Here is a 25,539-nt window from a genome sequence, read left to right on the forward strand (position 1 = left end):
GGCGAATATTTTTTAAGACGGCTGCCCTTCCAGCAACTCAATCATATACAGATCTTCTTCCACTTTCTTCACATCCATCATCGGGTTAAGATGCGATTGTACCTCCTTATCGGCCTTTTCTGCATCCTTTTTTGTCATATCAGCAGTTTGCCCGTGGAAGGTAATGCGGATACAGTCCGTACTACCGGTAGGACAGGTAGCTTTACTGTCTTCCAATAAAATATGTGCTCCTCCGGGAAGCTCCACCTTATCGTAAGAACCGCTCCAAGCCGTCACCGACGGGGTACATGGATTGTTGTTTTTCTTGGAGCAACTGCCGAACGAATTATTCTCGAACGGTTGCCCTATATCTTTTGTAGTAGCCAGTGGTTTCTCGGCTCCATCCTTATCATTGATATAATGGACCTGCTGACTCTTTACTTTCAGTTTATCGGGGGTAGTACCAAACTGGCACATACAAACAGCACCCTGACATACCAGATGTTTCTCACTCATAGCTGTTGTTTTTATTGCGTTGAAATAGGGATGAAAAGAATCCTTTCTTTTTCTCTTTTTCTGTTGCAGTTTCCTGTCCCACTACTATGGCCGGCGTTGTTGACACCGGTGCCTGATCTTTTTCCCGCAAATGATATAGGGCGATATCAACGCGCCTGGTCTGCTCCTCCTCCAACGGTAGTATGCAGAAGCCTGTAATGGCATTCAGCGACCAATCACTGTGATATAGCTTATACGTCAGTTCTGCCGTCGCTTTCAATGGTGTATGTATGCCGTACAGTTGCTGCGATAAAGGGATTTCCTTTTCTCCCAGCAAATCTTCCAGGCTGCGCGGATCTGTACACTGCGCTTTCTGTTGCAATACAAGGCAACCACTGTCCGTATGATGTTGTACCGGCTTCTGTGTTACGGCAAATTGCACGGGTACAGTATAGGGTACTATCGGCAGGGCAGTTGTAAACTGCCGTTCCATGATATCACCACCTGGTTGATAGATATCAGCGAAACAAAGAGCCATAAACCAATCCCGGCAAAGCGACTGATATATATGTGCTTCGCTGGCCACTGCCAGATCCATATAGGCCAGCATATCAGCTGTTATGCTGCCGGTATAATATTGCTGCAATCCGGGCCTGGCAGCCTCCCAGGCCGCTGCAATCCGGGCCTGATTAGCAACACCCTTAAACAGGCCAGCCTCATTTACGGTAACCTGTAATGGGTACAGAACTTTACCACAGGCATCCGACAACCGGTCTATCAGCTGATCAGGTGCATGATCATTGATGTACACCTGGCCTTTATTGATCTCCAGCAGAAAAAGCTGTCCGGGTAATTTCCCCAGGCATTTTACGCTGATCTCGTAACTGATGGTTTGTTGTGCACCATTGTTCCCGAATGTATAGGTTGCGCCAAAAGTCCGGTTAAACTGTAAGGGATTAAAACGAAATGCCGACTGACTCATACCCTGCTATTTCTTTATTTTACGATCGTTTTGCAATAGCCGGTTAACCAGCGCATATACGTTGTCTATATATTGCCGGATAGGCTCGGGTATGCGGTCAGTATCTGAATCAATGGTATATATCATTTCCTGGCTTTTGTCTTTAAAACTGATTTCTATGCGGATGGACGGCTGGTCGTGACAATTCAGACATCCCCAGCTATGGGTGGTAGCGCCCGCAGTAAGCAACAACGCCGGAACAGAGTCGATTACAAAACGACTTTCCTTCCATTGTGCAGCGGTCATATTCACTACAGCGGTATCGGGCTTACGGCTGCTTTCTTTATCGAGCCAGTAACGCTGTAATCCCAGCGGCGTAATACGGTACATCACCCGTAACAGCATTCCCTGCATCCCGAACCTCACCTGTGCCACTTCTTTTGTCTGCGCACTGATATTCCATGCAGCCGCCAGCAGAAAAAGACAAATAAAAATGCCTCTTCGCATGCTAATAGTTTAAGATTAAGCTTCTGTCTTTCCTCATGACATCCCACTGGAATTTGAAGAAAGCATACATATGTTCCTTAAATGGATTATCGCTGCCTCCCTCTTGCCAGGTATAATCCATGATATTATCGGTATAACCCTTATAAAGGGTATATGGAGGAGGTGTTAGCCCTTCCAGCGGAGCCCCGGTACTGAAGGTATGTTGCAGGCCTAATGAGTGCCCGGCTTCATGTATCAATGTCCGGCGGCTACTCAGGCCACTGAGGAATATCATGTAGGAATTTCCCCATTGGAATTCGTTCACGATATCTCCTGCATGGGTAGAGGTTAATCCTGCCAGCGCAGATGCTTCCAGATCTGTAAGGAACATATAGGTGCGTTTGTTGGCGTCTCCATCGATACTGCCACCCACCGGTTTATGTTTTCCGTATTTTTCGTAAAGCCTGATGATAGACTGCAGCAGCTGATCCTGGTATTTCTCTGCTACGCTGGCCATCAGTGTCCGGTCCCAGAAATAAGTTACCTCCGGATCCTTTTCCGGCAGGTCATACACATTAAAGTCCGTATCTGTTTTTACTTCCGCGCGGATAAGTGCCTGATTAAAAGATGCGTGCTTAAACTGGTATTCGGCATCTTTCACTAACTGTTTTTTAATATTGCCGGAAGTCTCCTTTTTCGTATTCACTCTCACCAGTACGATCTCCAGTTTCGGGATCACGTGGTTGTTATATACCATCAATTTGCCCACTTCTTCCTTTTTATCCCCCAGTTTGGCGAATATTTTAATTTCTTCGTGCTGTTTCAACGGTGCACCGTTATTCACGATGTTCACTGCACCTTTCAGGGTATAGTAGCCAATCTTTTGCCCGTCGAAATATTTCTTCTTTTTGCCTGCTCCTATCAGGGCGCCTATATTGATCTGCGCAGGGGAAACTTTCAGATGCGGATTTTTAGATTCCAGGATGATCTGGGTACCATCACTGATTACTTCTTCTATCTCCTCCAGTTCCAGATCGAGCTGCACCCCGTTTTTGTTCATATCCGAACCATACTTAAACTGCTGGGCAGTGGTATGGGGAAAAAGAGACAGCCAGGCGGGGTAATAATCCTTGCCATATGGCTTGATGGGGTTCTTTACGTCTTTCAGGTATTCTTTTTTGGTGGCTTCCACATCGTTGCTGAGCGGCTTCATGGCACCACTGTTGCCTTGCATCACGAGGTATATAGAATGTATGTATTCGTCTCTGAGCCAATCGAACCCGTACTCTCCCTTATATGAAGCCGGGCGCCGGAAGTGGATCATGAACTTTTTCAGTTCCTTTTGTTTTTTCTCGGGGGCCTGATACTTATCATAGACCACTTTATCGGTACTACGCAGTTTCACCTGGTTGGCCGCATTCAGGCTGATATCTCCATTGGTGGCATAGGTGGTGGAATGTTCGGAGCTTTCCACAATATTCTTTGCCCTTGAAATCATGTTTCCCATCTCTTCCGCGAATTAACAGGTATTAAAACAGTTTTGCCTTATCGCCGCTTTTATTCACGATCTGTTTGGCGCTATGCATTTCTATATTTTCTTTCGTGCTGTTCATGCTCACTTTCTCGGCTGTTTTCTCAATGGTTTTAGCCGTGCGTTGCAGCGTATCATCTGCTACTTCCCGGATATTAGCCGCCATGAGGCTGAAGTCTTTCACAGCTGCCTGTGTAAGGTTCTTTCCTGCATTTACCTGTATATTCTCCGCAGCGGTGAAACTGATATTCCTGGCATTGATGGTTACATTTTCCGGAGCGGATATGTTGATATTTTTGCCATTGGTATCCAGGGTAACGATATTCCCTGATTTATCGGTGATGGTGATGCTTTCCGCGCCATCCGTATCATCAAGACGTATAATGTGGCCACTGCGCGTTTTGATAACTTTATGATTATTCTGTGCGTCGCCGAAACTGGTTTTAGCACTGCCGTTATATACGGTTCCCATCACCAGCGGGGCTTCGGCATTACCTCCCTCGAAGTCTACCCATACTTCCTCTCCATTTTCAGGAATGAAATAAAAGCCCTTTTCAGGACCGCCATGTGGCGATACAATCCTCACCCAGGGTGTAGTGCCTTGTTCCTGCCACTGAAACCTCACACGTACGCGCCCTAATCCTTCGGGATCGTTATTATCCGTCACCACGGCACTCTGCGGTTCGCAAACCGGTATCCGGTGCAGGTCTACTTCCGGCATCGCTGCAGCAGCGGGTATTGCTTCAAACGTATTCCTGTATAATCCGTTCTCGGTACAATGATGCACCAGGCTGGTCACCACAAATTCTCCGTGATGTTCGCTGGACAATACAGACTCGTTCACAGTAATAATGTCCCCGATGCGTAATCCTGTCTGCTGACTGGCACCTTTCAGCAATGCCATCCGGGCCAGACGGCCTTTCTTTTGCACCGTTGTATACTTATCCAGTTGCGCTTTAGCTGCGTTATCCATCCATTGATTGATCCTGTTGGCGGAAGTTTTCTTGTACAGCTTTTCGCTCACTTCCTTCAAATGGTTCGTATATACGTCGAGGTTACCGGCGGCTACTGCAGCAGTTTCGTGGTTCACCGTCTGGTATTGGCGGTAGTCGAATCCGTACAAACGGCTGTTATTTGATTTAACCGTAAGATCAATATGGAAATCCACCAGATCTACCTGGTGAGTGAGCGATATTTTCTGGGGCCGGTAATTTCCGAACACCACTTTTTCCCCATCAAAGAAAAACCATTCCCCGAAACGGGCCGCCAGGCGGGATATAAACTGATAGGTAGTTTCCTTGTACTGTACAATATATTTCAGGGATTCGGTATACGAAGGATCCACAGCGGGCGACTTCCCATATGGCCCGCATCCTTTCAGCGCTTCGCTGATGATAGCCGACAGGTTTTTATCTTCAAATGTGGCAATATTCTCGTCATCTTCCAGTAATATCGTCACACTGTGACCTTTGATCACACAAAACCCGTGGGTGCCATCACTTTCTTTGCCCACACTGATACCGTCCACAATTCCGTTAAAGATAAGTGGCTTGTATACCGCATGTGTTTCCACCGGATTAACAGAGATGGAAATTTCTTTCCCCAGGAATTCCTTTCCTGCATTGAACAGACCCTTTCCCAGCCGGGTCAGCCAGTCATAACCAATCATGATCTCAAACTCATGATGCCCGCTGATGGTCTGGTTTAAGGTGAGAGAATGGAAAGAGGTGAACTGATGCTCACCAATTGAAAATGAGGTGTGCGTATACAATGACATTTCGCAACTTTTACTGGTTCTAAATATGGTTAAATACCTTCCATTCTGGCAGTTATTCTGCTGAAATATCGGGTAACAACACTAAATAATATAAATATCTGTCTGTTGTGCAAAAACGGGTTTAACAAGCAACAGGGATAGATATGGCACTACAATGAATTTGAACGCTAATATACAACAAGTGTCTCAATTCCAGGATGATGTAATCAAAAATAATCGAAGCTGATAATTTGAACCAAAAGAGCTCTGCCGTATCAACTCTTTCTGCCTCAGCTTTTATCTTCGTTGTGACTGCCCGGCTGATCGTCTGCAAAAAATATTTTCTTCAAACGTTGATACATAAACGAAATAACGAGCAATATCACCCCCAGGGATATGAAGGCAGCGATTTTTCCTCCGGCGCCCAGCCCGGAAAAATCGTAGAGGAATAACTTCCCTATCGTCAATCCGAATACTGCAATGGAAATAATACGCACCAGCTTCGACTTACGGCGTAATCCCAGGAAGATCAGCACAAAGGCGTAGGTGCTCCAGAGAATAGCATATCCTACCCGATGCGAGTCGTAAAGTATAGCCGGTGTGGATGCAGGATGATGCGCTATGAATACCAGCAAATGATCCAGCTCCGCACTGATGATAAACAATACCAATATAGCCGCACTCCATTGAAACACTGGTTTCAGCCCGGGCTGCTTCAACTGCTGTAATAACCTCCATGTCTGCCATACCATCACGCATAATGCCGCCATCAACAGGTAATGCAAATAAAAGTAAACAACAGGATGCTGATTGTCTACCACATCATTGCGCACGTCTGCCATATCCGGATTATAGAAAAACAGGTACGCCAATGCGCCGATCACCGGTAACAGCAACAAGGCAGGAGACGTCCATTTCCTGCGCCGGCCGGTCAGCAACAAGGCTATCAGGAAAAGATAATTATAGATCCCGCTGAGCGTTATGGTAAGTGCTTCGAAGTAGTAGTTACTCTGGTACAACAGCTCCAGTATTCCCACTGCGTATACCATCAGGCATACTAACACCAGCAGGAAAGTACGGTAAGCCGGCATAGGGATATCTATCAGGAACAAGGCTTCCGGCTTTTCCCTTTTACTCAGCATCAACAACAGTCCCACAGCCGCTACGGCCACCACACCCGTTACAAACCCCTTGTTGGCAAATGGAATGATATGCGGATGCTGCGTGTAATAAAGCTGTTGCCAGTCCATCAGCAAACTGAAGAACATCAGTATAAGCACCAGTATAGCTGCATATTGCATCATTCTTATACCGGATTTTTGCCATAGCCACATCAGTAAAACGGTTTCTGTAGCCCAGAACAGGGTAATGTAGTTGCCGTGTAACTGCACCGGCGCCGTCAGGCTTACAAAGGTAATGGTCAGTCCTGTCAGCAGGTAAATAAGTAACCTGTCGGCCTTTTTATTACGGTAAAGCACCAACGCAAAAAGCCCGTTAAACACCGCCATCATTGCGGTAAATAATCCATGCCAGGTATTTCCGCTCGTTTGCTGCAGTATAACGATCCCTGCTACATAGTACAGGAAGGTATTGCTGAGCAGAATGATAATATCCCCGAAGCCGAATGGTTTGTTGTTTCTCACATTATTCAACACATTCATCGCGAAGAAAATGAGATAGTACAATGTGCCATAAACCAGCGCTACGCCGTAGGGAGCTTTGCTGTTGTTTTCCAGATGATAGCTCAGCCATCCGCCATACAGGATAACTGTGGCGATATAGCTGATAATATTAACGATGTTCCACTTTTTAAAATAAGCCAGCACCAGCATCCCCATATTCAAAATGGCGATATAGGTGAACAACACTACCGCATTCCCCTCACCGGTACTTACCATAAATGGTGCACCGAAACCACCCAGTATGGCGATGACTGCCAGTTCCCGCCTGTCGTAGCTGAGCGATAACCACACCGTTAATGCTGTGATCAGGATGGTTAGTGCAAATGCGAGCGACTGGCTGAACAGATGATATTGCTGGAATGCAATGGTCACCGTAAAATAAAGTACCGATACTCCGCCTCCTACCAGCACAGAACTAAACGCAGCAAAGGTTTTTCGCAGGCGGTAAGATAAGCCCAGCAGTATAGCCCCGCATATAAAGCCAATCAGCGTACGCCCGGCTTCATTGATCCAGTTTTTGTCTATCGCATATTTCAGGAAGAAACCGATTCCCAGTACCAGCACACCAATCCCGATCTTATTAAACAGGTTCTCGCCGATAAACTTTTCGATGTCAGGGTTTCTTTCCCAAAACCCTGGCTTCGGCTGAGGTGTTGCACGAGGTGGTATTACCTGCGTTCCTGAAGTGGCCGCCATTGGCGGAATGGTTACTTCAGCCGCCCCGGCAATAACCTGCTCAGCGGGAACATCCCTTAACACAGGCCCTGTTTCCTGCAGCGGCTCTTTGGGGGTTTCCGGCACTACAGGTATTCCCATCTGCGGCTGAATGATCCGTTCCCTCTCCGGCTGCGCGGGCGGCGGATCGCGGCGGGGTACGGTTACAATAGGTGGTATGGCCGGCGCCGGTGCATCTGCCGGTTTAGTATTATCCTCTTTCCGGAGTGCATCCAGCTTCTTTTCTATATCGGAAAGCTGAAACTGCAACAGCTGCAGTGTTTTCGTTGTATCGCCCTTGAAGATCAGCAACATTACAAACACAACGATCAGTAACAGGAATATAATAGTTTCAACCATATCAGTAACGGGTAATTGGTTTAACAAAACGCGGCATCATCGTAACAGATACTTAAATTATACTATTCCGCGCAGAAAAAGACAGGTATTCTTAACTTTAAAATAACCTTGCCGGTTATCTATTTATATTTCACTTTGCAATTCCTTATATAACTTATTGAGATAACGGTAAAACACATCTCCTGATATGAAACAAATACTGATGGTTGCCTTTTGCGGTGCACTGCTTGGCAGTAGTGCCACTGCCCAGCAAAAAACCGATGTACAGGCCCACCGCGGCGGAATGGCACTCATGCCCGAAAATACCATCCCGGCCATGATCAATGCTGTCAGGCTGGGAGCCAGAACCCTGGAACTGGACTGTATCATTACTGCAGATAACAAAGTGACAGTATCGCACGATGCTTATATGTCTGCCGAATTCATGCGCAAGCCCGATGGCTCCGATATTACAAAGGCGGAAGAAAAAGGACTGGCTTTGTATAAAATGAGTTACGACAGCATCCGGAAATACGATGCAGGTACTAAACCACATCCCCGTTTCCCGCTGCAGCAGAAAATGCTGGTGCGTAAACCATTGCTGACTGATCTCATCGACAGCGTGGAAGCCTATGTAAAAACACATCACCTGAAACCGGTGTATTACAACATGGAAACCAAAAGTTCTCCCGATGGAGATGGTACCTACAACCCATCGCCCGATGAATTTGTAAAACTGGTAATGGAAGTAGTTAACAAGAAGAAAATAGCCAGCCGGGTGATCATCCAGTCGTTCGATGTGCGCACCCTGCAGGTATTACATAAAACCTTCCCTAAACAAAAAACAGCGCTGCTGATAGGCAATAAAGACAGCTTCGCTGCCAACCTGGAAAAACTGGGGTTCACACCGGATATCTATAGTCCGAATTTTCAATTGGTCAATGCTGAACTGGTAAAGGAAGCGCACGCAAAAAAAGTAGCAGTACTTCCGTGGACGGTCGATGATGAAGAAGATTTCAAGCGACTGCTTTCTTACGGTGTGGATGGGATTATTACTAACGCACCTGATAAACTAATTAACCTGGCGGGGAGCTACCAGCAACGCTAAATAGGATACAGCAGGCTATGCACTTTACAGTCATAGCCTGCTGAAATACCGGTGCTTACTGCATGACCGGCTTCACCGTATATCCTTTGTGCTGTAATAGTTTAATGATGCCGGTAGGACCTACCAGGTGCCCCGCTCCTACGGCAAAGAAAACAATTCCGTTCTTCATCATTTCCGGCATCTTCTCTGCCCAATCGGCGTTGCGCACATCCAACAGCCAATGTTTGGCGTTACTGTCCATCTGATCAGAAGTCGTCATCAGCTGATAAAGCCCGTTCAGATCTTCTTTCTTATAGTCCATCACCATCTCATCCATCTTCACTTTAATACTATCATAAGCTCTGAACTGCTCAATGATCTGCTTATTCGTATATGCCCTCACCAGCATATCCAGCTGCACATCCAGCCCTTCAAGGTAACCGAGGTGCTGTTTTGTACTATCCAGCATGCCCAGGAAAGCTTCCTCGTACGACCTGGGCTTCGCACAGTCAAATGCTTTCTGGGCAAGTAATGGCACCGTAATCACCAGCTGATAATTTTCAAAAGCCTGCAATGGGAAACCACATTTTTTCATCAGCACAGAATCGGCAAGATGATAGTCTTCCGGCGATAACTGTTTGCTGAGCGGAGTATCCGATTGCAGTTTCTTCATTACTATCTGGTTTATTGCCGGATCTTTAATATTGGTTTCCAGCACCAGCATACCGGCAGTGCCGAACGCCCGTTTTACCTTATCGGATATACCGAAGTCCTTATCACAGATCATATGGATGGTACCATAAATGTAGGATGGCTTACTTAAACCATTTCCACTTACTTCCCAAAGTAAGGACTGGGGTAACCGGGATTGCTGGGCACGGGTGTTACAACTCAGCAGCACCGCTGCCATGAGGGCTACAACCATTATTACAGGCTTTTTCATATATGTTTTCAAGGGTTTAACATTTTAATCAGATGGCAATTGCTCACGATGACTAAATACATGATTCAGTCCATGCTGAATCATCTTCTCCAGTAAATCATATCCACCATTAGGCTTGCGGTGAGCAAATTCCCGTTCCAGCTTCGTTACAGGGGCCAGCCAGTAGAGATTCACTTTATCACCGTATACTTCGGGCAGCGCTATCGTTGGTCCGTTATACAGTGCAGACGAGAAGATGATACTTTCAAACGGAGCAGGCAATTCATCATTCGCTACGGTATGGCCTTCTCCCAGCCAGGTTACCTGTTTCCAGGGCCTGTCGGCCAGCCCGGCCATCACACCGCCCAGGCTGATGATCTGCTTGTCAGTAAACTCCGATTTCTTAAACGCCATTCCCATTTCCATACGCCTGAACCCGGGGGCACGATCGTTATACAGCAGTTCCACCCAGGGCATGGGCCGTATGGCTACGCCCAGGGTAAGCAGGTATACCATCCCTTCATGCTCGAATTTTCCGATGGCCATTGGAGGCCATTGTCCTCCGTCGATAGCAAAGTATTGTATCAACGGCCCGAAAACGGCTTCATATGCCTTGATGTATTTGTCCTGCAATACACTCCAGGTCTGGCTGGCCTCTCCCCAGTCGTCCCAGAAAGCGATCGCCTGATCCACCCTCTCATACATGGCATTTGTTCCCCGCGCTCCCAGCGGCATTTGCTGATCTTTCTCTCCTGCACCGATGCAATCTGCGGCATAAGACACAGCGTATTCCTTCTCATACATGCTCCATCCCGGAATAACTCCCAGGATTTCTCCATCGTATAAAACCGCAGCACCATCTCCTTCCTCCATCCACACAATGCTGAGCCTTTCCTTCTCCAATGGCTCTTTCCCTTCCGGATGATTACAATATGCCGCTTCCAGCATAGGCGCCATTCCTTCCTGCATAGCTGCATGATCTTTCCCTGCAGGAGCCGGCTTCAGATTCCTCAGCCAGCAGGGCCGGGGGGAATATTTACTGGCAAGCAATTCAGATGGGTACAGGTAAAAATAAACGACCCTGTCGTCTTGTTCTACTATCGCATATAAGGTTCCCCTGTCATTGGGCTGTTCTATCAGTACTTCCGGTTCCGTCATATTATTCGTTTATGGCTCAAATATAAAGCATTCAGTAACGTACTATAAATCCTTGTTTATTTGCCGTATTTTGTACGTTATACAATTTAGTCATTTATGAAACATTCCACACTGCTATTGGCACTCACACTGTTCACCTTTACCCTCTTTGCAAAAGAGCGGCAATATTATCAGATCAAAATCTATCACCTGAAAACACCTGCACAGGAAACGTTGGTCGACGAATACCTGCAGAAAGCATTTTTACCGGCATTGCATAAAGCCGGCATCCGGCAGGCAGGCGTATTTAAGCCGGTAACGCCCGATACCGCAGATATACGCATATACGTGCTGATCCCGTTTCAGTCGCTGGAGCAGTTCGTCAATCTCGACAAAACGCTGCAGGCCGACAAAGCTTATCAAACTAACAGTGAAGCATATACGAATGCTGCCTGGAACAATATTCCCTACACCCGCATAGAATCTATTCTGCTGCAGGCTTTTCCTGGCATGCCCATGCTTCAGGCGCCATCCCTGCAGGCACCCAAACAGGAACGGGTATACGAACTACGCAGCTACGAAAGCCCCTCCGAAAAATATCATGTCAACAAAGTAAAAATGTTCAATACCGGCGATGAAATCGGCATATTCAAAAGCCTTGGTTTCAACGCAGTATTCTATGCTTCCGTACTCTCCGGCTCCCGTATGCCCAACCTGATGTATATGACCACTTTCAACAATAAAGACGACCGCGACGCACATTGGAAATCATTCAGCGCAGATCCCCGCTGGAAACAACTTTCCGCACTCGAAGAATATGCGCATAATGTATCAAAGTCTGAAATTTTGTTCCTGCGGCCAACAGAATATTCCGATTTGTAGGCATCAAGCATTCTTCATACTCCGCACCATGGTCCGAACCGCCTCCAGATTCTCTTTCGTGGCTTTCGTCTTGTCATAAGCCAGGTAAATGGTATTGGTAGTCGGTTCGTTCCCTTCCCAGATCAGTTTTATCTTTTTCTGTTGCACCAGGTCTTTTACCAGGTAATCTGAAGCTACCGTAATACCTTCCACCTGCTGCATGGATTGCAGGATCGAATTGAAATCCGGTATGATATAACGTGGCCTGAGCCCGGGACGCTTTTTGAAATTATGAAACCAGAACCGGCGGATAGCCAGCAGATCGCTGCTATAGGCGAACCACTCCTGCAACTGCAGCCAGTTTTCTATACTTTCCGGATCATTATTCCGGATGTATTTTTTAACCGGGGTATAGTCTATATCCCGATTGCCCACCAACACAAACTTTTCAAAAAGTATCGGTTCATTCACCATATTCTTTTCCTCTACCATACTGGTAGATATCACGAAGTCGAGCTCCCCTTTCAATAACCGCTGTACCAGCTCTTTTGTCAGCCCAAATTCTACTACCAGGTTGGCCTCGCCGATATTGCCGACCTCGCTGAGCATACATGCATCAAAAAATTCCTTCGGCGCTCCCAAATGTACTACCGCCATGCAACGGGCGATACAGCTCCGGCGGAAATCGCCCTCCACTTTTTCCAGCTTCTCCACCGCTTCTATGATCTGTGTATAGAACAGCTTTCCATAGCTGGTAGGCACCATCTGCCGGGGCTTACGCTCAAAAAGCGTATGGCCGATATAACTCTCCAATGCCGATAAATGCTGACTTACATTAGGCTGGGAAATCAACAGCTCCTGGGCCGCGCCGGTTAAGGTACCCGACTGGTAAATGGCCTTAAAAGTTCTATACCATTCAAAATTCACCATACCGTAAAAATATAAATTTATTTATACTAACAAATAAATTACATTATTAATTTTATAGACAATCAGGCAGTAAATTTGCTGCATCAAATCTGAAAATTAAAAGTATATGGACTTACAGTTAAAAGGTAAAAAAGCGCTGGTAAGCGGTTCCACCCAGGGGATCGGGTACGCCATTGCCTTACAGCTTTTAAAAGAAGGCGCTACTGTTGTTATTAACGGCAGAAGTAACGAACGTATAAAAGAAGCTATCAGTAAGCTGAAGCAACAGGTACCGGATGCAAATGTAAGCGGCGTTGCTGCCGATTTTGCTAAGGCAGCTGAAGTCCAGCAGCTGCTGGACGAAGTGCAGGATGTGGATATCCTGATCAATAATGCCGGTATCTTCGAACCCAGGCCCTTCGAGGAGATTACCGACGCTGAATGGTTTCGGTTCTTCGAAGTGAACGTATTGAGCGGCGTACGCCTTTCCCGCTACTTCTTCCCGAAAATGCTGGCTAAAAATGAGGGCAGAATTATTTTTATCGCCAGTGAAAGCGCCGTGATGATTCCGGAAGAAATGATTCATTATGGTACCACCAAAACAGCGCAACTTTCCATCAGCCGCGGACTGGCAGAACTGACCAAAGGCACAAAGGTAACCGTAAACACCGTGATGCCTGGCCCTACCAAGTCCGAAGGGGTAGATGAATTCATTAAAAAACTCGCCGAAGCAGATCAGATAAGCCCCGCCGAAGCAGAAGCCAATTTCTTCAAAAGCAAACGCCCCAGCTCCCTGCTCCAACGTTTTGCCAATGTTGCTGAAATTGCCAATCTCGTTACTTACCTTTCCAGCCCTCTTTCCGCCGCTACTAATGGCGCCTCATTACGCGCCGACGGAGGATTACTGAGAAGTATTTACTAAAAGTGCTTGTTGTGCTTTCATCTCCCGTTATAATAATAACGGGAGATGGAAGACAGCGCACACTCCTCTCTCAAAAAACAATAACATATGAACTTATATAGTAAAGCAGGCATCTATGCCCTGCTGGTGCTCCTTATTGCCTTTAGTGATGCGAAAGCCCAACCGGGCTTCGATACGCAGCGCCTGTCGAGAATCGACGAATTTATTACCCATCAGATAAAGGAACAACATATCCCTGGCGCTGTGGCATTGATTATCCGCGACAACAACATTATTTACAATAAAGCCTTTGGCTACGCAGATATCGCCTCCGGGAAAAAAATGCAGGTGAACAATATTTTCCGGATCGCGTCGCAGTCGAAGGCCATTACCAGCCTGGCTGCGATGATGCTGTGGGAAGAAAACAAATTCCTGCTCGACGATCCTGTATCGAAATATATTCCTGCTTTTAAAGATCCGCAGGTACTCGTTCATTTCAATGCATCAGACAGTACCTGGACTACCCGGCCCGCCAGTCGTGATATCACTATCCGTGATCTGTTGCGCCACACCTCTGGTATTGCCTATGCAGCCGTTTTCTCCGATCCGGTTATGCAGGCCATATATCAGAAAGCAGGCATTCCCAGTGGAATCGGTACCACCGCTTCTACATTGAAAGAAAAGATCAACCTGCTGGCAAAATTACCACTGCAACATGATCCGGGTGAAAAGTTTACCTATGGCCTGAATACAGATGTATTGGGCTATCTCGTGGAAATCTGGAGCGGCCGGCCGCTCGATGAATTCCTCCGCAAAAGGATCTTTGAGCCACTTGAAATGAACGATACCTGGTTTCACCTGCCGGCGGATAAACAACAACAACTCACTACTCTTTATGAAAATGTGGGACAGGAACTGAAACCTGTTACACATCCTATTTATGAAGGAGTAAATCCGGATTTTCCCAAATTGAATGGCACCTATCTGTCCGGCGGAGCAGGGCTTAGTTCTACCACCGGCGACTACGCCAAATTTCTGTCACTCTTCCTGAATAAAGGTGTGTATAAAACCAAACGGCTTGTTAGCCGTAAAACCATTGAGCTCATGCTCACCAACCAGTTACCGGATGGAACCGGCATTTCTCCTCTCCCACCGCAGCCGGAAAATTTCCGCTTCGGACTTGGGTTCGGACTCGAAACACCTGCCAACGACTATCTTTCTCCAATGACTGTTGGCTCCTTCCGTTGGGATGGTGCCTTCACCACCTTCGGCTGGGCCGATCCTCAGGAACATATTATCGGTCTTCTCTTCACCCAGGAATACCTTTCTCCCTGGTGGCGTATGGGTGATGAGTTCAAGACGTTGACATATCAGGCGATTAACTATTAGCTGCCGGTAAATGCAACGAAGCTTATCATATTATAACAATATGCCATCTTCGTTGCATTTATTAACAACTATTTGTAATCCACAACGATATGTGGAAAAGTTTTTCACTCCTTTCGTATATCAATGATCACAGCTTTTCAAAATCCTTCCAAACGCTTTACCAATAAGCCTTTCAAGCATCAGTAATGATACGATACAATGCTCCCGCATTCCTCCTTATTCGCTGAAATATAAGCCTGTACGAGAGTTAAATTTTGTAGTTTGATTTATTTAGCTACATTTGCAACCACATTGCGAGGTAGAGCAGAGGTAGCTCGTCGGGCTCATAACCCGAAGGTCAGTGGTTCGAATCCGCTCCTCGCTACAAACGAAAATCCTGAACTATTCTATTGGTTCAGGTTTTTTTTTATCTGCCAAAAAGCAAAATACTAGCATTATTACCAACGGCCATCAAGATGCTGATTGCAATTTGTTAGCCACCATCTAATTAATCCCGTAAAACTAAAATTATCCTCCCATGAAACAAAAACCATCAATGGCATTTATCGCCGCCTCCTGGGTGGCAGTACTGACTGGCATGCTTGGCTTTGTGATCGGACTCTGGAATGCAACCATGCAGCTGAATGAAAAAGGATATTACTTCACCGTACTTATGTATGGACTCTTTTCCGCGGTTTCTGTGCAGAAATGTGTGCGCGACAGGCTGGAAAATATTCCGGTGACTGATATTTACTACGGACTTAGCTGGGTGTCTATGTTACTCACCCTGCTGCTGCTCATCGTTGGTTTATGGAATGCCACCCTGGCGCCCAGCGAAAAAGGCTTCTATGCTTTTGCTTTCCTGCTGAGCGTTTTCGGCGCTATCGCTGTACAGAAAAATACACGCGATACACAGGCCGCAAAATCCCCCGGCGAAACACCCCGGGCCGACAATTAGTTTTCTTATGGAACCATAGAACAAGCCCCTGGTACCAATATCGCCGGGGGCTTTGTTATATACACCCACTCAGGCTATTCTTCCTGTAAACTACCGCTTTGTTATGCCTGCCAAAAAAATTACCTGAAATGATTTCTTTTAACACAAATAAATACTACTTTTATTCCGACGTTAGAGAAAAAGTGCCGCGTTTATCGACTTGTTATTCACCAGGATTCGCTATGAATCTTTTTTTTGGAACCATTGCTAAATCGATTTTCTAATACAGGCACAGCCTGATTGGAAAATCAATGCAGGAAAAGACCCGCGTATGAACGAAGTAAACAAAATAGTACTCTGCCAACTCAGGTAACAGCTGCTTGTTATTCTTTATTGTTAGCTAAATCGATATTGTACTGAACATTGTAAATTGTATTGTATCGCAATTTTGCTTATGATACCTGATGCGGAAACCAGGTAATAATGAAACGGAAAACCAGACACACTCCTTTGTAAAGGAGTATTTCATCATTTTTTAAAACTGCTTAAAACCGATAAGGAAACTTTAAATATTGCCCTGTAGCATTATTGCTAAATCGATTTTTTTAAAATCGATCGGGAAAACTTTATTAACCAATTTCAATTAATGTATATGCACAAACGATCCACGTTTTGGGCTCAGGCCTTCTTTGCCGTTACGGTACTGATGCTCTTTTCGCTGTTTGCCTTTTCACAAGCGAAAACAATAACCGGGAAAGTAACGGACGCCAACGACCACACACCTATACCCGGCGTATCCGTACAGGTAAAAAACACCAGCACCGGCACCATTACCAAAGCCGATGGTTCTTTCAGCCTGCAGGCTCCCGAAAATGCCGTACTGGTATTCTCCTTTGTCGGATACCAGCAGCAGGAAACACCCGCGTCCGGCGCCCCTATGCAGATTAAACTCAGCGCCGGTGTAAAAGCACTGCAGGATGTAGTGGTAATCGGTTATGGTACTCAGAAAAGAAATGAAGTAACCACTTCCGTTGCCACCGTAAAGGCTGAAAACTTCAATCAGGGCGGCTCCCGCTCTCCCATGGATCTTATCCAGGGTAAAGTGGCCGGTCTTTCTGTTACCAGAACACAGGGCAACAACCCTAACAGCGGCGCCTCCATTCAAATCAGAGGTATCAGCTCCATTGCTGGCGATATGAAACCTCTGATTGTGATCGACGGTATACCAGGCGGTAACCTCGATCTGCTCCAGCAGGATGATATCGCTACATTCGACGTACTGAAAGACGGTTCCGCTGCAGCTATCTATGGTACCAGGGGTAATAACGGGGTTATCCTTATCACTACCAAAAAAGGTAAAGCCGGCGATCCCCAGTACACTTATTCCACCTATCTTCAGCGGGAAGCGGTAGCAAAACGCCCCAGCGTTTTGAGTGCTGCCGAATATACGAAACTGGCAGGAGCCAGCAACAACCTCGGTGGTAATACCGATTGGTATGATGCGCTGCTCGATAAACAAAACCTCAGCCACTATCACAATTTTGCTGCTTCAGGTGGTACCGCCAACAGTAACTACCGCGCTTCCATTTACTACAACGATGCCAATGGTATCGCACTGGAAAATGGCCGTAAACAATATGGTGGCAGGGTGAACGTAAACCAGACCGGCTTCCAGGGATTGCTAACTATGCAATTCAATCTCGCCGGCAACTTCAACAACGCCAACCTGAACGGAGGTAACAGCGGCGACGGCAGTAAGTTTAACGGTGCCGGCGCCGATTTTGAACAGGCCGTACAACGCAACCCTACCATGCCGCTATACGACGCTAACGGCAATTTCATTGAAACCAACGGGTACAACGATTATAACCCGCTAGCCCGTTTGCGCCAGGAAAAATATGTGCGCGACCAGAAAACATGGTCCGGCGATGCACGCCTCACCCTAGAACCTATAAAAGACCTGAAGTTATCAGCCTTCGGTGCTATTGTGAGAGATGATATGAACGACCGCTACTACCGTAGCAAAAAATCCAAAGTATCCGTACAGAATTACCTGGGCGGTGGATATGCCTATAAAGCTAACTCCTCTGCCATGGATAAAACATTTGAAGCTACCGCAGACTATACCCGTCTTATTCACAATGATCACTCTCTGAATTTGATGGCCGGCTACAGTTATCAATACAGCACACTCGAAACATACAGTATGGATAACAACGGCTTCCTAACCGATGTTTTCGAAGACTGGAATATATCTGCTGGTAATGCGCTCAATAATCCGAAACTTCCCAGGCCTTCTATGAACAGCCGTAAAGAGGACAATACCCTGGTGGCTTTCTTCGGCAGGATCAACTACAACTATAAACAGAAATATCTCCTGCAGGCCATTCTGCGCCATGAGGGATCATCCCGCTTCGGCGCCAATAACAAGTGGGGTAACTTCCCGGCAATATCCGCGGGATGGGTTATCTCAAAAGAACCATTTATGCAGGATTTTCCGGTTATTAATAACCTGAAACTCCGTGCAGGCTATGGCGTTACCGGTAATCAGGGCATTCCTAACTACCAGTCGCTCATTACGCTGAGCACCGGTGGTACCTACCTGCAATACGGCCAGTGGATCCAGACTTACGGTCCGAATAAAAACCCGAATCCGGATCTGAAATGGGAGGTGAAAAAAGAATTCAATGCAGGGCTCGACTTCTCCTTACTCAAAAATCGACTCAGCGGTTCTGTGGATGTATACAGTCGTAAAACTCAAGACCTGTTATTCAGCTACGATGCACAGTTACCATCTAATATACTGGACAAGATCTTTACAAACGTAGGCGCCATCTCCAATAATGGTGTGGAAATAGTTCTCAGTGGTATTCCTGTTCAAACACACGACTTCACCTGGAATAGTAATCTGACCTTCAGCACTCAAAAGAACAAGCTGACGTCTTTCTCCAACAGCATTTACAAATCAACAGAACAGTGGTATGGTGGCCTTCCTTCTCCCGGTAACCTTGGCTCCGCCATTCGGGTAGTAGAAGGTGGCCCGCTGGGAACCTTCTATGGCCACCGTTTTGCCGGTCTTACTGACGATGGAAAATGGCTGTTCTATAAAAAAGATGGCTCCAAAGCCACCGCAGCTGAAATGAATGAAGATGATAAAACAGAACTTGGCAATGGTATTCCGAAATATATGGCCTCTTGGGGAAATACCTTCCGTTATAAAAACTTCGACCTGAGCATCTTCTTCCGGGGTAAATTTGGTTTCAAGATCCTCAATCTGCAAGACCTTTATTTCGGTAACAAAAAATGGATGCCCAACAACGTGCTGAGTTCTGCGATTGGCAAAAACGCAAAGCTAAACGACGATCCCCATTACTCCGATTACTACCTGGAAAAAGGTGATTTCGTAAAACTGGACAATATCACACTGGGCTACAATTTCAAGCTCCATACCAAATATATCCGCAATCTACGCGTATACGCCAGCGGCCGGAACATTGCTACCATCACCAAATACACCGGGCTCGATCCGGAACTGCAGGATACAGCCCTCGATTCCGGTATCGACGGAAGAGGATTCTATCCCCGCACACGTTCGTATACAATCGGCCTTAATCTCGGATTTTAATTGCAGTAAAATTGAAACGTATGAAAAAAACAAACGCATATATCAGTGCAGCCCTGCTGGCCCTCGGAATGAGCGCCTGCACCAAGCTGGACGAAAAACCATACAGCGAAATAATAGGGAAACAATTTTATAATACCCGGGAAGAAGTAATGTCCGCAGTACTCCGTCCTTTTACTCACGCCAATGCCTGGGCAGCGCCCACCGGCCAAACCGGCTACTGGCGTCTGCAGGAGCTTTCGGCCGACCAGCTGGCATGGCCCCAGAAAGGCCGCCACGGCTACGATGGTGGTAACTGGATCCGCCTGCACCGGCATCAATGGATCGCTAACGACGATAACGCCTGGAACCCCTGGCGCCTGATGTTCTGGGGCATGGGCTTCTGTAACAATACTATCCACGATCTGGCCGATGTTGACTTCAAAAAACTGGGCATGACAGATGCAGATAAAGCCTCTATCATCGCTGAAACCAAAGTGCTGCGCGCCTGGCACTACCTGAAACTGATGGACCTGTACGGCAATATCCCAATCGTAACAGAAGTAGGTACACCGGCCAGTCCCGCCACCAAACCGCGGAAAGAAGTATTCGCCTTCATCGAAAAAGAGCTGAAGGAAAATGTGGAAAACTTACAACCGCTTTCCCCCGCTATGCTCGGCCGCGTGAGCAAAGCCGCCGGATACTGTATGCTGGCAGAACTGTACCTCAACGCACAGGAATGGTCCGGCACTGCACGCTGGGACGATTGTATCACCTATTGCAATAAAATCATCGCCGGCGATGGCGGTTCCCTCAGTGGCAGCATCCCTGCCCTGGAACCAGATATCCAGCGCGCTTTCGCAAATACCAATAGCACTTCTCCGGAAGTCCTCTTCCAGATCGCCTACGATTTCCGGAATGGTAACTTCCGCTTTGGATGGGAAGGCGATTTCTGGCACTACCGCGAACGCCAGATCTATAACGCTGATCGCGATGGTAACAACGGTATCGTTGTCATCCCAACCGCCTACGATGCGTTCAAAGACAACGACCTGCGCAAACAGAAATGGATGCTGATCGGACCTCAGAAAAAAGATCCCGCACTGCGCCAGAATGTTGGCGACAGCCTCGTACTCGGCACAGAAGAATATAACAACAAACCGCTCGTTTTTGTAAAAGAAATCCGCAGAAACTCAGAAGGCGAAACAGGTCCGGGTGGAATGACCCGTGGCGAAGAAAACAGCGGCGCCCGTTTTGCCAAATATCTCCCGGGCGCACAAAGCGATCCGAACTACTGGGGCAACGACTTTGTATTATACCGCCTTACAGAGATATATTTCAACAAAGCAGAAGCTATTATGCGGAAAAGTGGCGGTGTGGCGTCCCAGGAAGCAGTAGATCTGATCAACACCTGCAAAAGACGCGCTTTCCTGCCGGCAGACTGGCAACTGGAGGCCTACACAACTACCAGCCTCACCATGGACGAGTTACTGGCTGAAAGAGGCCGCGAATTCATCTTTGAAGGGAAACGCCGTACTGATCTGATCCGCTTTGGCAAATTCGCCACTGCTACCTGGTGGGATCACCAACCCTCCGGAGATAAGTATAAACTGTTCCCGATCCCATTCAAACAAACCAGTATCAATCCGAATCTGGTTCAGAATCCGGGATACTAAGGAAAATTAAGAATAGAGAATGAAGAATTAAGAAACAGCGCGAAGACCTTAGCGATTGATGATTATCTGCTAAGATCTTCGCACTGTTTCTTAATTCTTCATTCTCTATTCTTAATTCTTAACAATCCCGGTAGCCCCTCTCTCTCGAAAATAATACGCCCAATCTTCAGGTCCGACCATCCTTCCCGCAGCTTATAAAGAAAATGTGGCTCCTGTTCTTCTAACCGGCAATCTATAAACCAGGCATTTACATCTTTCAATAACGGTTGTAATTGGTAAAGATGTGTAGAGACAACAAAAAAACAGCCATCAAAACTATTCAGTCCACTGATAGTCTGTTGCGAAATGTCAAGTGCATCATCTACATTGGTTCCCCGGAACAGCTCATCAAATACGGCAAAACATCTTTTTCCTTCCCTGGCATCCCGGACTACATTCTTCAAATGCTGTACTTCCATCATAAAATGGCTGTAGCCATGCTTCAGATCATCCGAAAGATTAATAATCACGGTTATACAATCGAAATAAGGCAGGCGGCAAAAATCAGCAGGTACGCCCAATCCCGCATGGGCAAAATAGACGCATATTCCCAGTGCCTTCAGCAAAGTTGATTTCCCCGACATATTCGGCCCCGTCAGCAACATAACATTCCCCTCCGTCCGGAGATCATTTTTCACCGGGTTCTTCAATGCCGGATGGTAAAAACCGCGGAGACCGACTTCCTTCTCCGAAAATTCCGGGAATACGAAATGATGTTTTACCATTCCCTTTGCAATCGACCACCAGGCCTCATACGTAAAAAATGTTTCCCAGTGCATCGCTGCTTCCTTCTCAACTATCTTGCGGTTCAGCAGATCCAGCAAAAACAACTGGTCCCCTATGCGGAATTGATCCTTACGAATACGATTGGCAATTTCCTTTGCATTGAATAATGCCAGGAATTTCTTCAAGGCTGCTACGCGCTCCGCGAAAACCTCCGGGAATACCGATGCCTCCACGCTGCTGAAATAATCCTCTAACTGCTCCATGAAAAACAATAGCTGTATCAACCGGCTCTTCATTTCGTGACGGTAACGCCGGCGCCACAACAGCTGTACTGCCGCAATCACCCGGCTGCTGTCGTAATAGTATACCTGCTCATTTAATTTTGAGAATGTCCGGAATATTTCCCCGAAATCCTGCTGATGATAAGAAAAATTCGTGTGTACATAACCGTTATCTATAAAGCATTGTATAAGCCGCTGACGCTTATATACCTCCTCTACACTCCCGGGCAACTGCAACAGCAGATCACTCAGCACCTGTCTTGAACGATCATTGCCTGTAAAATCAAATAGCGGTAATAGCTGTCTTTCTATATCCAGATCCGCAACATTAGCCATAAAAAGAAATTTAGCCTTTGGTAAATGCAGTAAAGATGAATATAGGAATTTTAGCCTTTAGTAAAATGCAATGAAGGTCACAAGGTATTCTACCATGTGACCTTCATTGCATTTTACTAAAGGCTAAAAGCTAAGGACTAATATCCAAGCACTTCCCGCAACAGTGCTTCCACCTTATCCCGATTAGGCAGCATGGCGGCCTCCAATTCTGTATTCAGCGGAACTGCCGGCAGATCAAGGGCTCCCAGGGTAAACACTGGTCCGTCGAGCCAGCGAAAACAAGCCTGTTGTATGCGCCCGGCTAATGCCTGTGCAAAAGAATTACTCAATTGTTCCTCCGTCAGCACCAAACATTTTCCATGCTTTTTTATCATGTCAAAAATCAGCGCTTCATCCAACGGGTATAATGTTCGCAGGTCTACGATACTCACCTGTCCCGGAAAGGCTTTTGCAGCGGCCTTTGCCCAATAAACGCCCATTCCGTAGGTGATAATGCAAACGGTATCGCCCTGCGCCACCTCACGCGGGTGGGCATGTTGTACAACTGCTGCTTTACCAAGTGGTAATATATAGTCCGCCGCAGGTTCCACTGTCATTGCCTCCTGCGTACCTGGTACTTTGCTCCAGTACAATCCTTTATGTTCCAGCATCACCACCGGGTTTGGATCAAGGAAAGCAGCCTTCATCAGTCCCTTCATATCAGCCGCATTGGAAGGATATACCACCTTTATTCCTTTAATGCTCAGCAGCGTGGATTCTACACTGCCGGAGTGATACGGCCCGCCCCCACCGTAAGCGCCAATGGGAATACGTATCAGCGTCTGTACCGGATATTTTCCGTTACTCAGATAACACGATTTGGAAATCTCCGTGACCAGCTGGTTAAATCCAGGGTATATATAATCTGCAAACTGGATCTCCACAATAGGTTTCACCCCTACTGCAGAAAGCCCTGCGGTAGAACCCACGATATACGCTTCCTGTATGGCAGTGTTATAAACGCGGTGAGCACCAAATTTATCTCCCAGGGTAGCTGCCTCCCGGAAAACGCCCCCCAACCGGCGTCCTACATCCTGTCCGAATAGGATTGCTTCCGGGTATTGCTGCATGATTTCCTCTATGGCATGCAAGGCTGCATCTACCATCACCACCTTCCCTTTTCCTTCAGGGCTGCGTTCTCCCCGTTCTGTGGTTACCGGTGTGGACGCAAAAACATGGGTCATTACTGTTTCCGGCGCCGGATTCGCCGCCCGTAAGGCCTTATCAAAAGCAGCCTGCACATCTGCATCGGCCGTCTGCCGGATTTCCTCCAGTTCCGCCGTACCTACTCCATGCTTTTCGAGCAACGCCTGGAGCTTAGGCAGGGGATCTTCCTTCATATGCCTTGCCAGATCTTCGTTTGTCCGGTACCATTCCTTCCTTACTCCGGAAGTATGATGCCCCAGCAACGGCACATCTGCCTGCACCAGTATGGGTTTACGCTCCTGCCGCACATAAGCAATGGCTGCTTCCATGGCGGCATAACTCGCCGTAAAATCGCTGCCATCCACCCGCATTCTCTCCAGTCCCTTAAATCCTGCTGCATACTCATAGGCGTCCGTCGTGCGTACTTCTTCCGCCGTAGCAGAGATCCCCCACTGATTATCCTGCACCAGGTAAATAACCGGCAGCTGTTTCAAGGCTGCAAATTGCCAGGCTTCACTTACCTCTCCTTCCGTTACACTACCATCCCCAAGAGAACAAATCACAACCGGCAGTTCCCCCGCCGGGCCTGTTTTCAGTAACCGGGATCGTATCTGTTCAAGGTATTGTAATCCCTGGGCAATGCCAGTAGCAGGTATCACCTGCATACCAGTAGCACTGCTCTGATGAGGTATCTGAGGTTTGTCAGGTTCCCGGTTGTTTGGGTGACTGTAATACGAACGGCCGGCAGAAAAGGGATCGTCTGCTTTGGCCAGCAATTGCAGCATCAGCTCATATGGAGTAAACCCCATGGCCAATAGCATACTGTCGTCCCGGTAATACGGACTTACAAAGTCCCAGGGCCGTAATTGCAGTCCTGTGGCTATTTGTATGGCTTCATGTCCCCGGGAGGTGGAGTGAACATATGTGCAGATCGCCCGATTGGCTTCGTATACTGCAGCCATACTATATGCCTCGCACATCAGGCGCCAGGCATGGAGCAGCTCGGGCAATTCTCCTGTGTGAGCACTCCATTGGGAATTTGGCGTTTTTAAAGTTGAAACGCTTGTGCTATCTTTAAACACAGTTAGACTGTTTTGGTGATGATGGTAGTTTAAAAACAATAGTTGCCATAGCAACAGTTGCTAAAGCAAATTAAATAATATGACTGATACTTTCGTCAGTAATCCATCTTTTTTTAAGCTGGATGCTACGCTCAAAAAACTGCGTAACTATTGGCAAAAAACCTTCGATGCCCAACAGAAGGACATTACAGTGGATCAATGGCTGCTTGTAGAAAATCTTTACAAGCATAAAAAAACCACTCATAACGAGCTCGCCCGTAATACCTCCAAGGACATTACTACCATTTCCCGTATTATAGAATTACTGGTAAAGAAGCAATTGGTGAAGCGTGAGGCGGATGTACACGACCGCCGGAAAGTATACCTGCAGCTGACGCCTGCCGGAGTGGAAAAATATAAAGATGTGAAAGCCTTAGTATATGAAATGCGAAAGATCGGATGGAAATCTCTTACTGAGGCGGATTATGCTGAACTAACAAGGATACTGGATACTATTTATGCTAATATCCCCTAAGCGAACAGCTACTAGCAGCAGGCTGCTAGTAGCT

At 46.9% G+C, this 25,539-nt stretch carries 19 protein-coding genes and 1 tRNA gene; 9 read left to right on the forward strand and 11 right to left on the reverse strand.

Features of this window, described 5'->3' with window-relative positions:
* Positions 1-12 precede the first annotated feature (12 nt).
* The 6 genes from UNH61_RS25635 to UNH61_RS25660 form a co-directional block, all read right to left on the reverse strand.
* On the reverse strand, positions 13-495 hold the full coding sequence (locus UNH61_RS25635) for a DUF4280 domain-containing protein (protein WP_326994864.1): 483 nt from the start codon (positions 493-495) through the stop codon (positions 13-15).
* Positions 488-1,456, reverse strand: a complete 969-nt coding sequence (locus UNH61_RS25640) for a hypothetical protein (protein WP_326994865.1) — start codon at positions 1,454-1,456, stop codon at positions 488-490. Before UNH61_RS25640 ends, UNH61_RS25635 begins: the two co-directional genes overlap by 8 nt.
* Positions 1,457-1,462: 6 nt before the next feature.
* On the reverse strand, positions 1,463-1,942 hold the full coding sequence (locus tag UNH61_RS25645) for a hypothetical protein (protein WP_326994866.1): 480 nt from the start codon (positions 1,940-1,942) through the stop codon (positions 1,463-1,465).
* 1 nt (position 1,943) lies between these two features.
* The gene (locus UNH61_RS25650) at positions 1,944-3,428 is read right to left on the reverse strand and encodes a hypothetical protein (RefSeq protein ID WP_326994867.1); all 1,485 of its coding nucleotides are present in this window, start codon (positions 3,426-3,428) and stop codon (positions 1,944-1,946) included.
* 22 nt (positions 3,429-3,450) lie between these two features.
* Positions 3,451-5,229 carry a type VI secretion system tip protein VgrG gene (gene vgrG, locus UNH61_RS25655; RefSeq protein ID WP_326994868.1) on the reverse strand — a complete coding sequence of 593 codons (1,779 nt, stop codon included), beginning with the start codon at positions 5,227-5,229 and terminating at the stop codon, positions 3,451-3,453.
* 269 nt (positions 5,230-5,498) lie between these two features.
* Entirely contained in the window at positions 5,499-7,964 is a 2,466-nt protein-coding gene (locus tag UNH61_RS25660; RefSeq protein ID WP_326994869.1) for a DUF2339 domain-containing protein, read from the reverse strand.
* A gap of 187 nt (positions 7,965-8,151) precedes the next feature.
* On the opposite strand from UNH61_RS25660, the gene UNH61_RS25665 reads away from it, so the two are divergent.
* The gene (locus tag UNH61_RS25665; protein WP_326994870.1) at positions 8,152-9,051 is read left to right on the forward strand and encodes a glycerophosphodiester phosphodiesterase family protein; all 900 of its coding nucleotides are present in this window, start codon (positions 8,152-8,154) and stop codon (positions 9,049-9,051) included.
* Between the two features lie 55 nt (positions 9,052-9,106).
* On the opposite strand, the gene UNH61_RS25670 is transcribed toward UNH61_RS25665, so the two are convergent.
* Positions 9,107-9,973 carry a TraB/GumN family protein gene (locus UNH61_RS25670; RefSeq protein WP_326994871.1) on the reverse strand — a complete coding sequence of 289 codons (867 nt, stop codon included), beginning with the start codon at positions 9,971-9,973 and terminating at the stop codon, positions 9,107-9,109.
* A gap of 24 nt (positions 9,974-9,997) precedes the next feature.
* On the reverse strand, positions 9,998-11,110 hold the full coding sequence (locus UNH61_RS25675) for a suppressor of fused domain protein (RefSeq protein ID WP_326994872.1): 1,113 nt from the start codon (positions 11,108-11,110) through the stop codon (positions 9,998-10,000).
* A gap of 96 nt (positions 11,111-11,206) precedes the next feature.
* On the opposite strand from UNH61_RS25675, the gene UNH61_RS25680 reads away from it, so the two are divergent.
* Positions 11,207-11,971 (forward strand): NIPSNAP family protein, encoded by a 765-nt coding sequence (locus UNH61_RS25680; protein WP_326994873.1) that lies wholly within the window; start codon positions 11,207-11,209, stop codon positions 11,969-11,971.
* Positions 11,972-11,974: 3 nt separating this feature from the next.
* On the opposite strand, the gene UNH61_RS25685 is transcribed toward UNH61_RS25680, so the two are convergent.
* Complete coding sequence (locus UNH61_RS25685) at positions 11,975-12,880, reverse strand: LysR family transcriptional regulator (RefSeq protein ID WP_326994874.1); 906 nt, start codon at positions 12,878-12,880, stop codon at positions 11,975-11,977.
* A gap of 106 nt (positions 12,881-12,986) precedes the next feature.
* Between UNH61_RS25685 and UNH61_RS25690 the strand changes: the two genes are divergently transcribed.
* From UNH61_RS25690 to UNH61_RS25715, 6 genes are all read left to right on the forward strand, one after another.
* A complete protein-coding gene (locus UNH61_RS25690) occupies positions 12,987-13,781 on the forward strand; it encodes an SDR family oxidoreductase (RefSeq protein WP_326994875.1) in 795 nt (264 codons plus the stop codon).
* An 87-nt stretch (positions 13,782-13,868) separates the two neighbouring features.
* Positions 13,869-15,149, forward strand: a complete 1,281-nt coding sequence (locus tag UNH61_RS25695) for a serine hydrolase domain-containing protein (RefSeq protein ID WP_326994876.1) — start codon at positions 13,869-13,871, stop codon at positions 15,147-15,149.
* 292 nt (positions 15,150-15,441) lie between these two features.
* Positions 15,442-15,513, forward strand: a tRNA-Met gene (locus UNH61_RS25700).
* A 153-nt stretch (positions 15,514-15,666) separates the two neighbouring features.
* Positions 15,667-16,086 carry an inner membrane protein YiaA gene (yiaA, locus tag UNH61_RS25705; protein WP_326994877.1) on the forward strand — a complete coding sequence of 140 codons (420 nt, stop codon included), beginning with the start codon at positions 15,667-15,669 and terminating at the stop codon, positions 16,084-16,086.
* 631 nt (positions 16,087-16,717) lie between these two features.
* On the forward strand, positions 16,718-19,690 hold the full coding sequence (locus tag UNH61_RS25710) for a TonB-dependent receptor (RefSeq protein WP_326994878.1): 2,973 nt from the start codon (positions 16,718-16,720) through the stop codon (positions 19,688-19,690).
* Between the two features lie 20 nt (positions 19,691-19,710).
* Positions 19,711-21,342: a RagB/SusD family nutrient uptake outer membrane protein gene (locus UNH61_RS25715; RefSeq protein WP_326994879.1), complete on the forward strand. Its 1,632-nt coding sequence runs from the start codon at positions 19,711-19,713 to the stop codon at positions 21,340-21,342.
* A 98-nt stretch (positions 21,343-21,440) separates the two neighbouring features.
* Here the strand turns inward: UNH61_RS25715 and UNH61_RS25720 are convergent, their stop codons facing one another.
* Positions 21,441-22,724: a hypothetical protein gene (locus UNH61_RS25720; RefSeq protein WP_326994880.1), complete on the reverse strand. Its 1,284-nt coding sequence runs from the start codon at positions 22,722-22,724 to the stop codon at positions 21,441-21,443.
* A gap of 137 nt (positions 22,725-22,861) precedes the next feature.
* The gene (locus tag UNH61_RS25725) at positions 22,862-24,991 is read right to left on the reverse strand and encodes a thiamine pyrophosphate-dependent enzyme (protein WP_326994881.1); all 2,130 of its coding nucleotides are present in this window, start codon (positions 24,989-24,991) and stop codon (positions 22,862-22,864) included.
* A gap of 79 nt (positions 24,992-25,070) precedes the next feature.
* Between UNH61_RS25725 and UNH61_RS25730 the strand changes: the two genes are divergently transcribed.
* Positions 25,071-25,505, forward strand: coding sequence for a MarR family winged helix-turn-helix transcriptional regulator (locus tag UNH61_RS25730; protein WP_326994882.1), 435 nt, complete (start codon positions 25,071-25,073; stop codon positions 25,503-25,505).
* Positions 25,506-25,539: the final 34 nt, after the last annotated feature.

The organism is Chitinophaga sp. 180180018-3, from assembly GCF_037893185.1.
In the GTDB taxonomy this organism is placed as follows: domain Bacteria; phylum Bacteroidota; class Bacteroidia; order Chitinophagales; family Chitinophagaceae; genus Chitinophaga.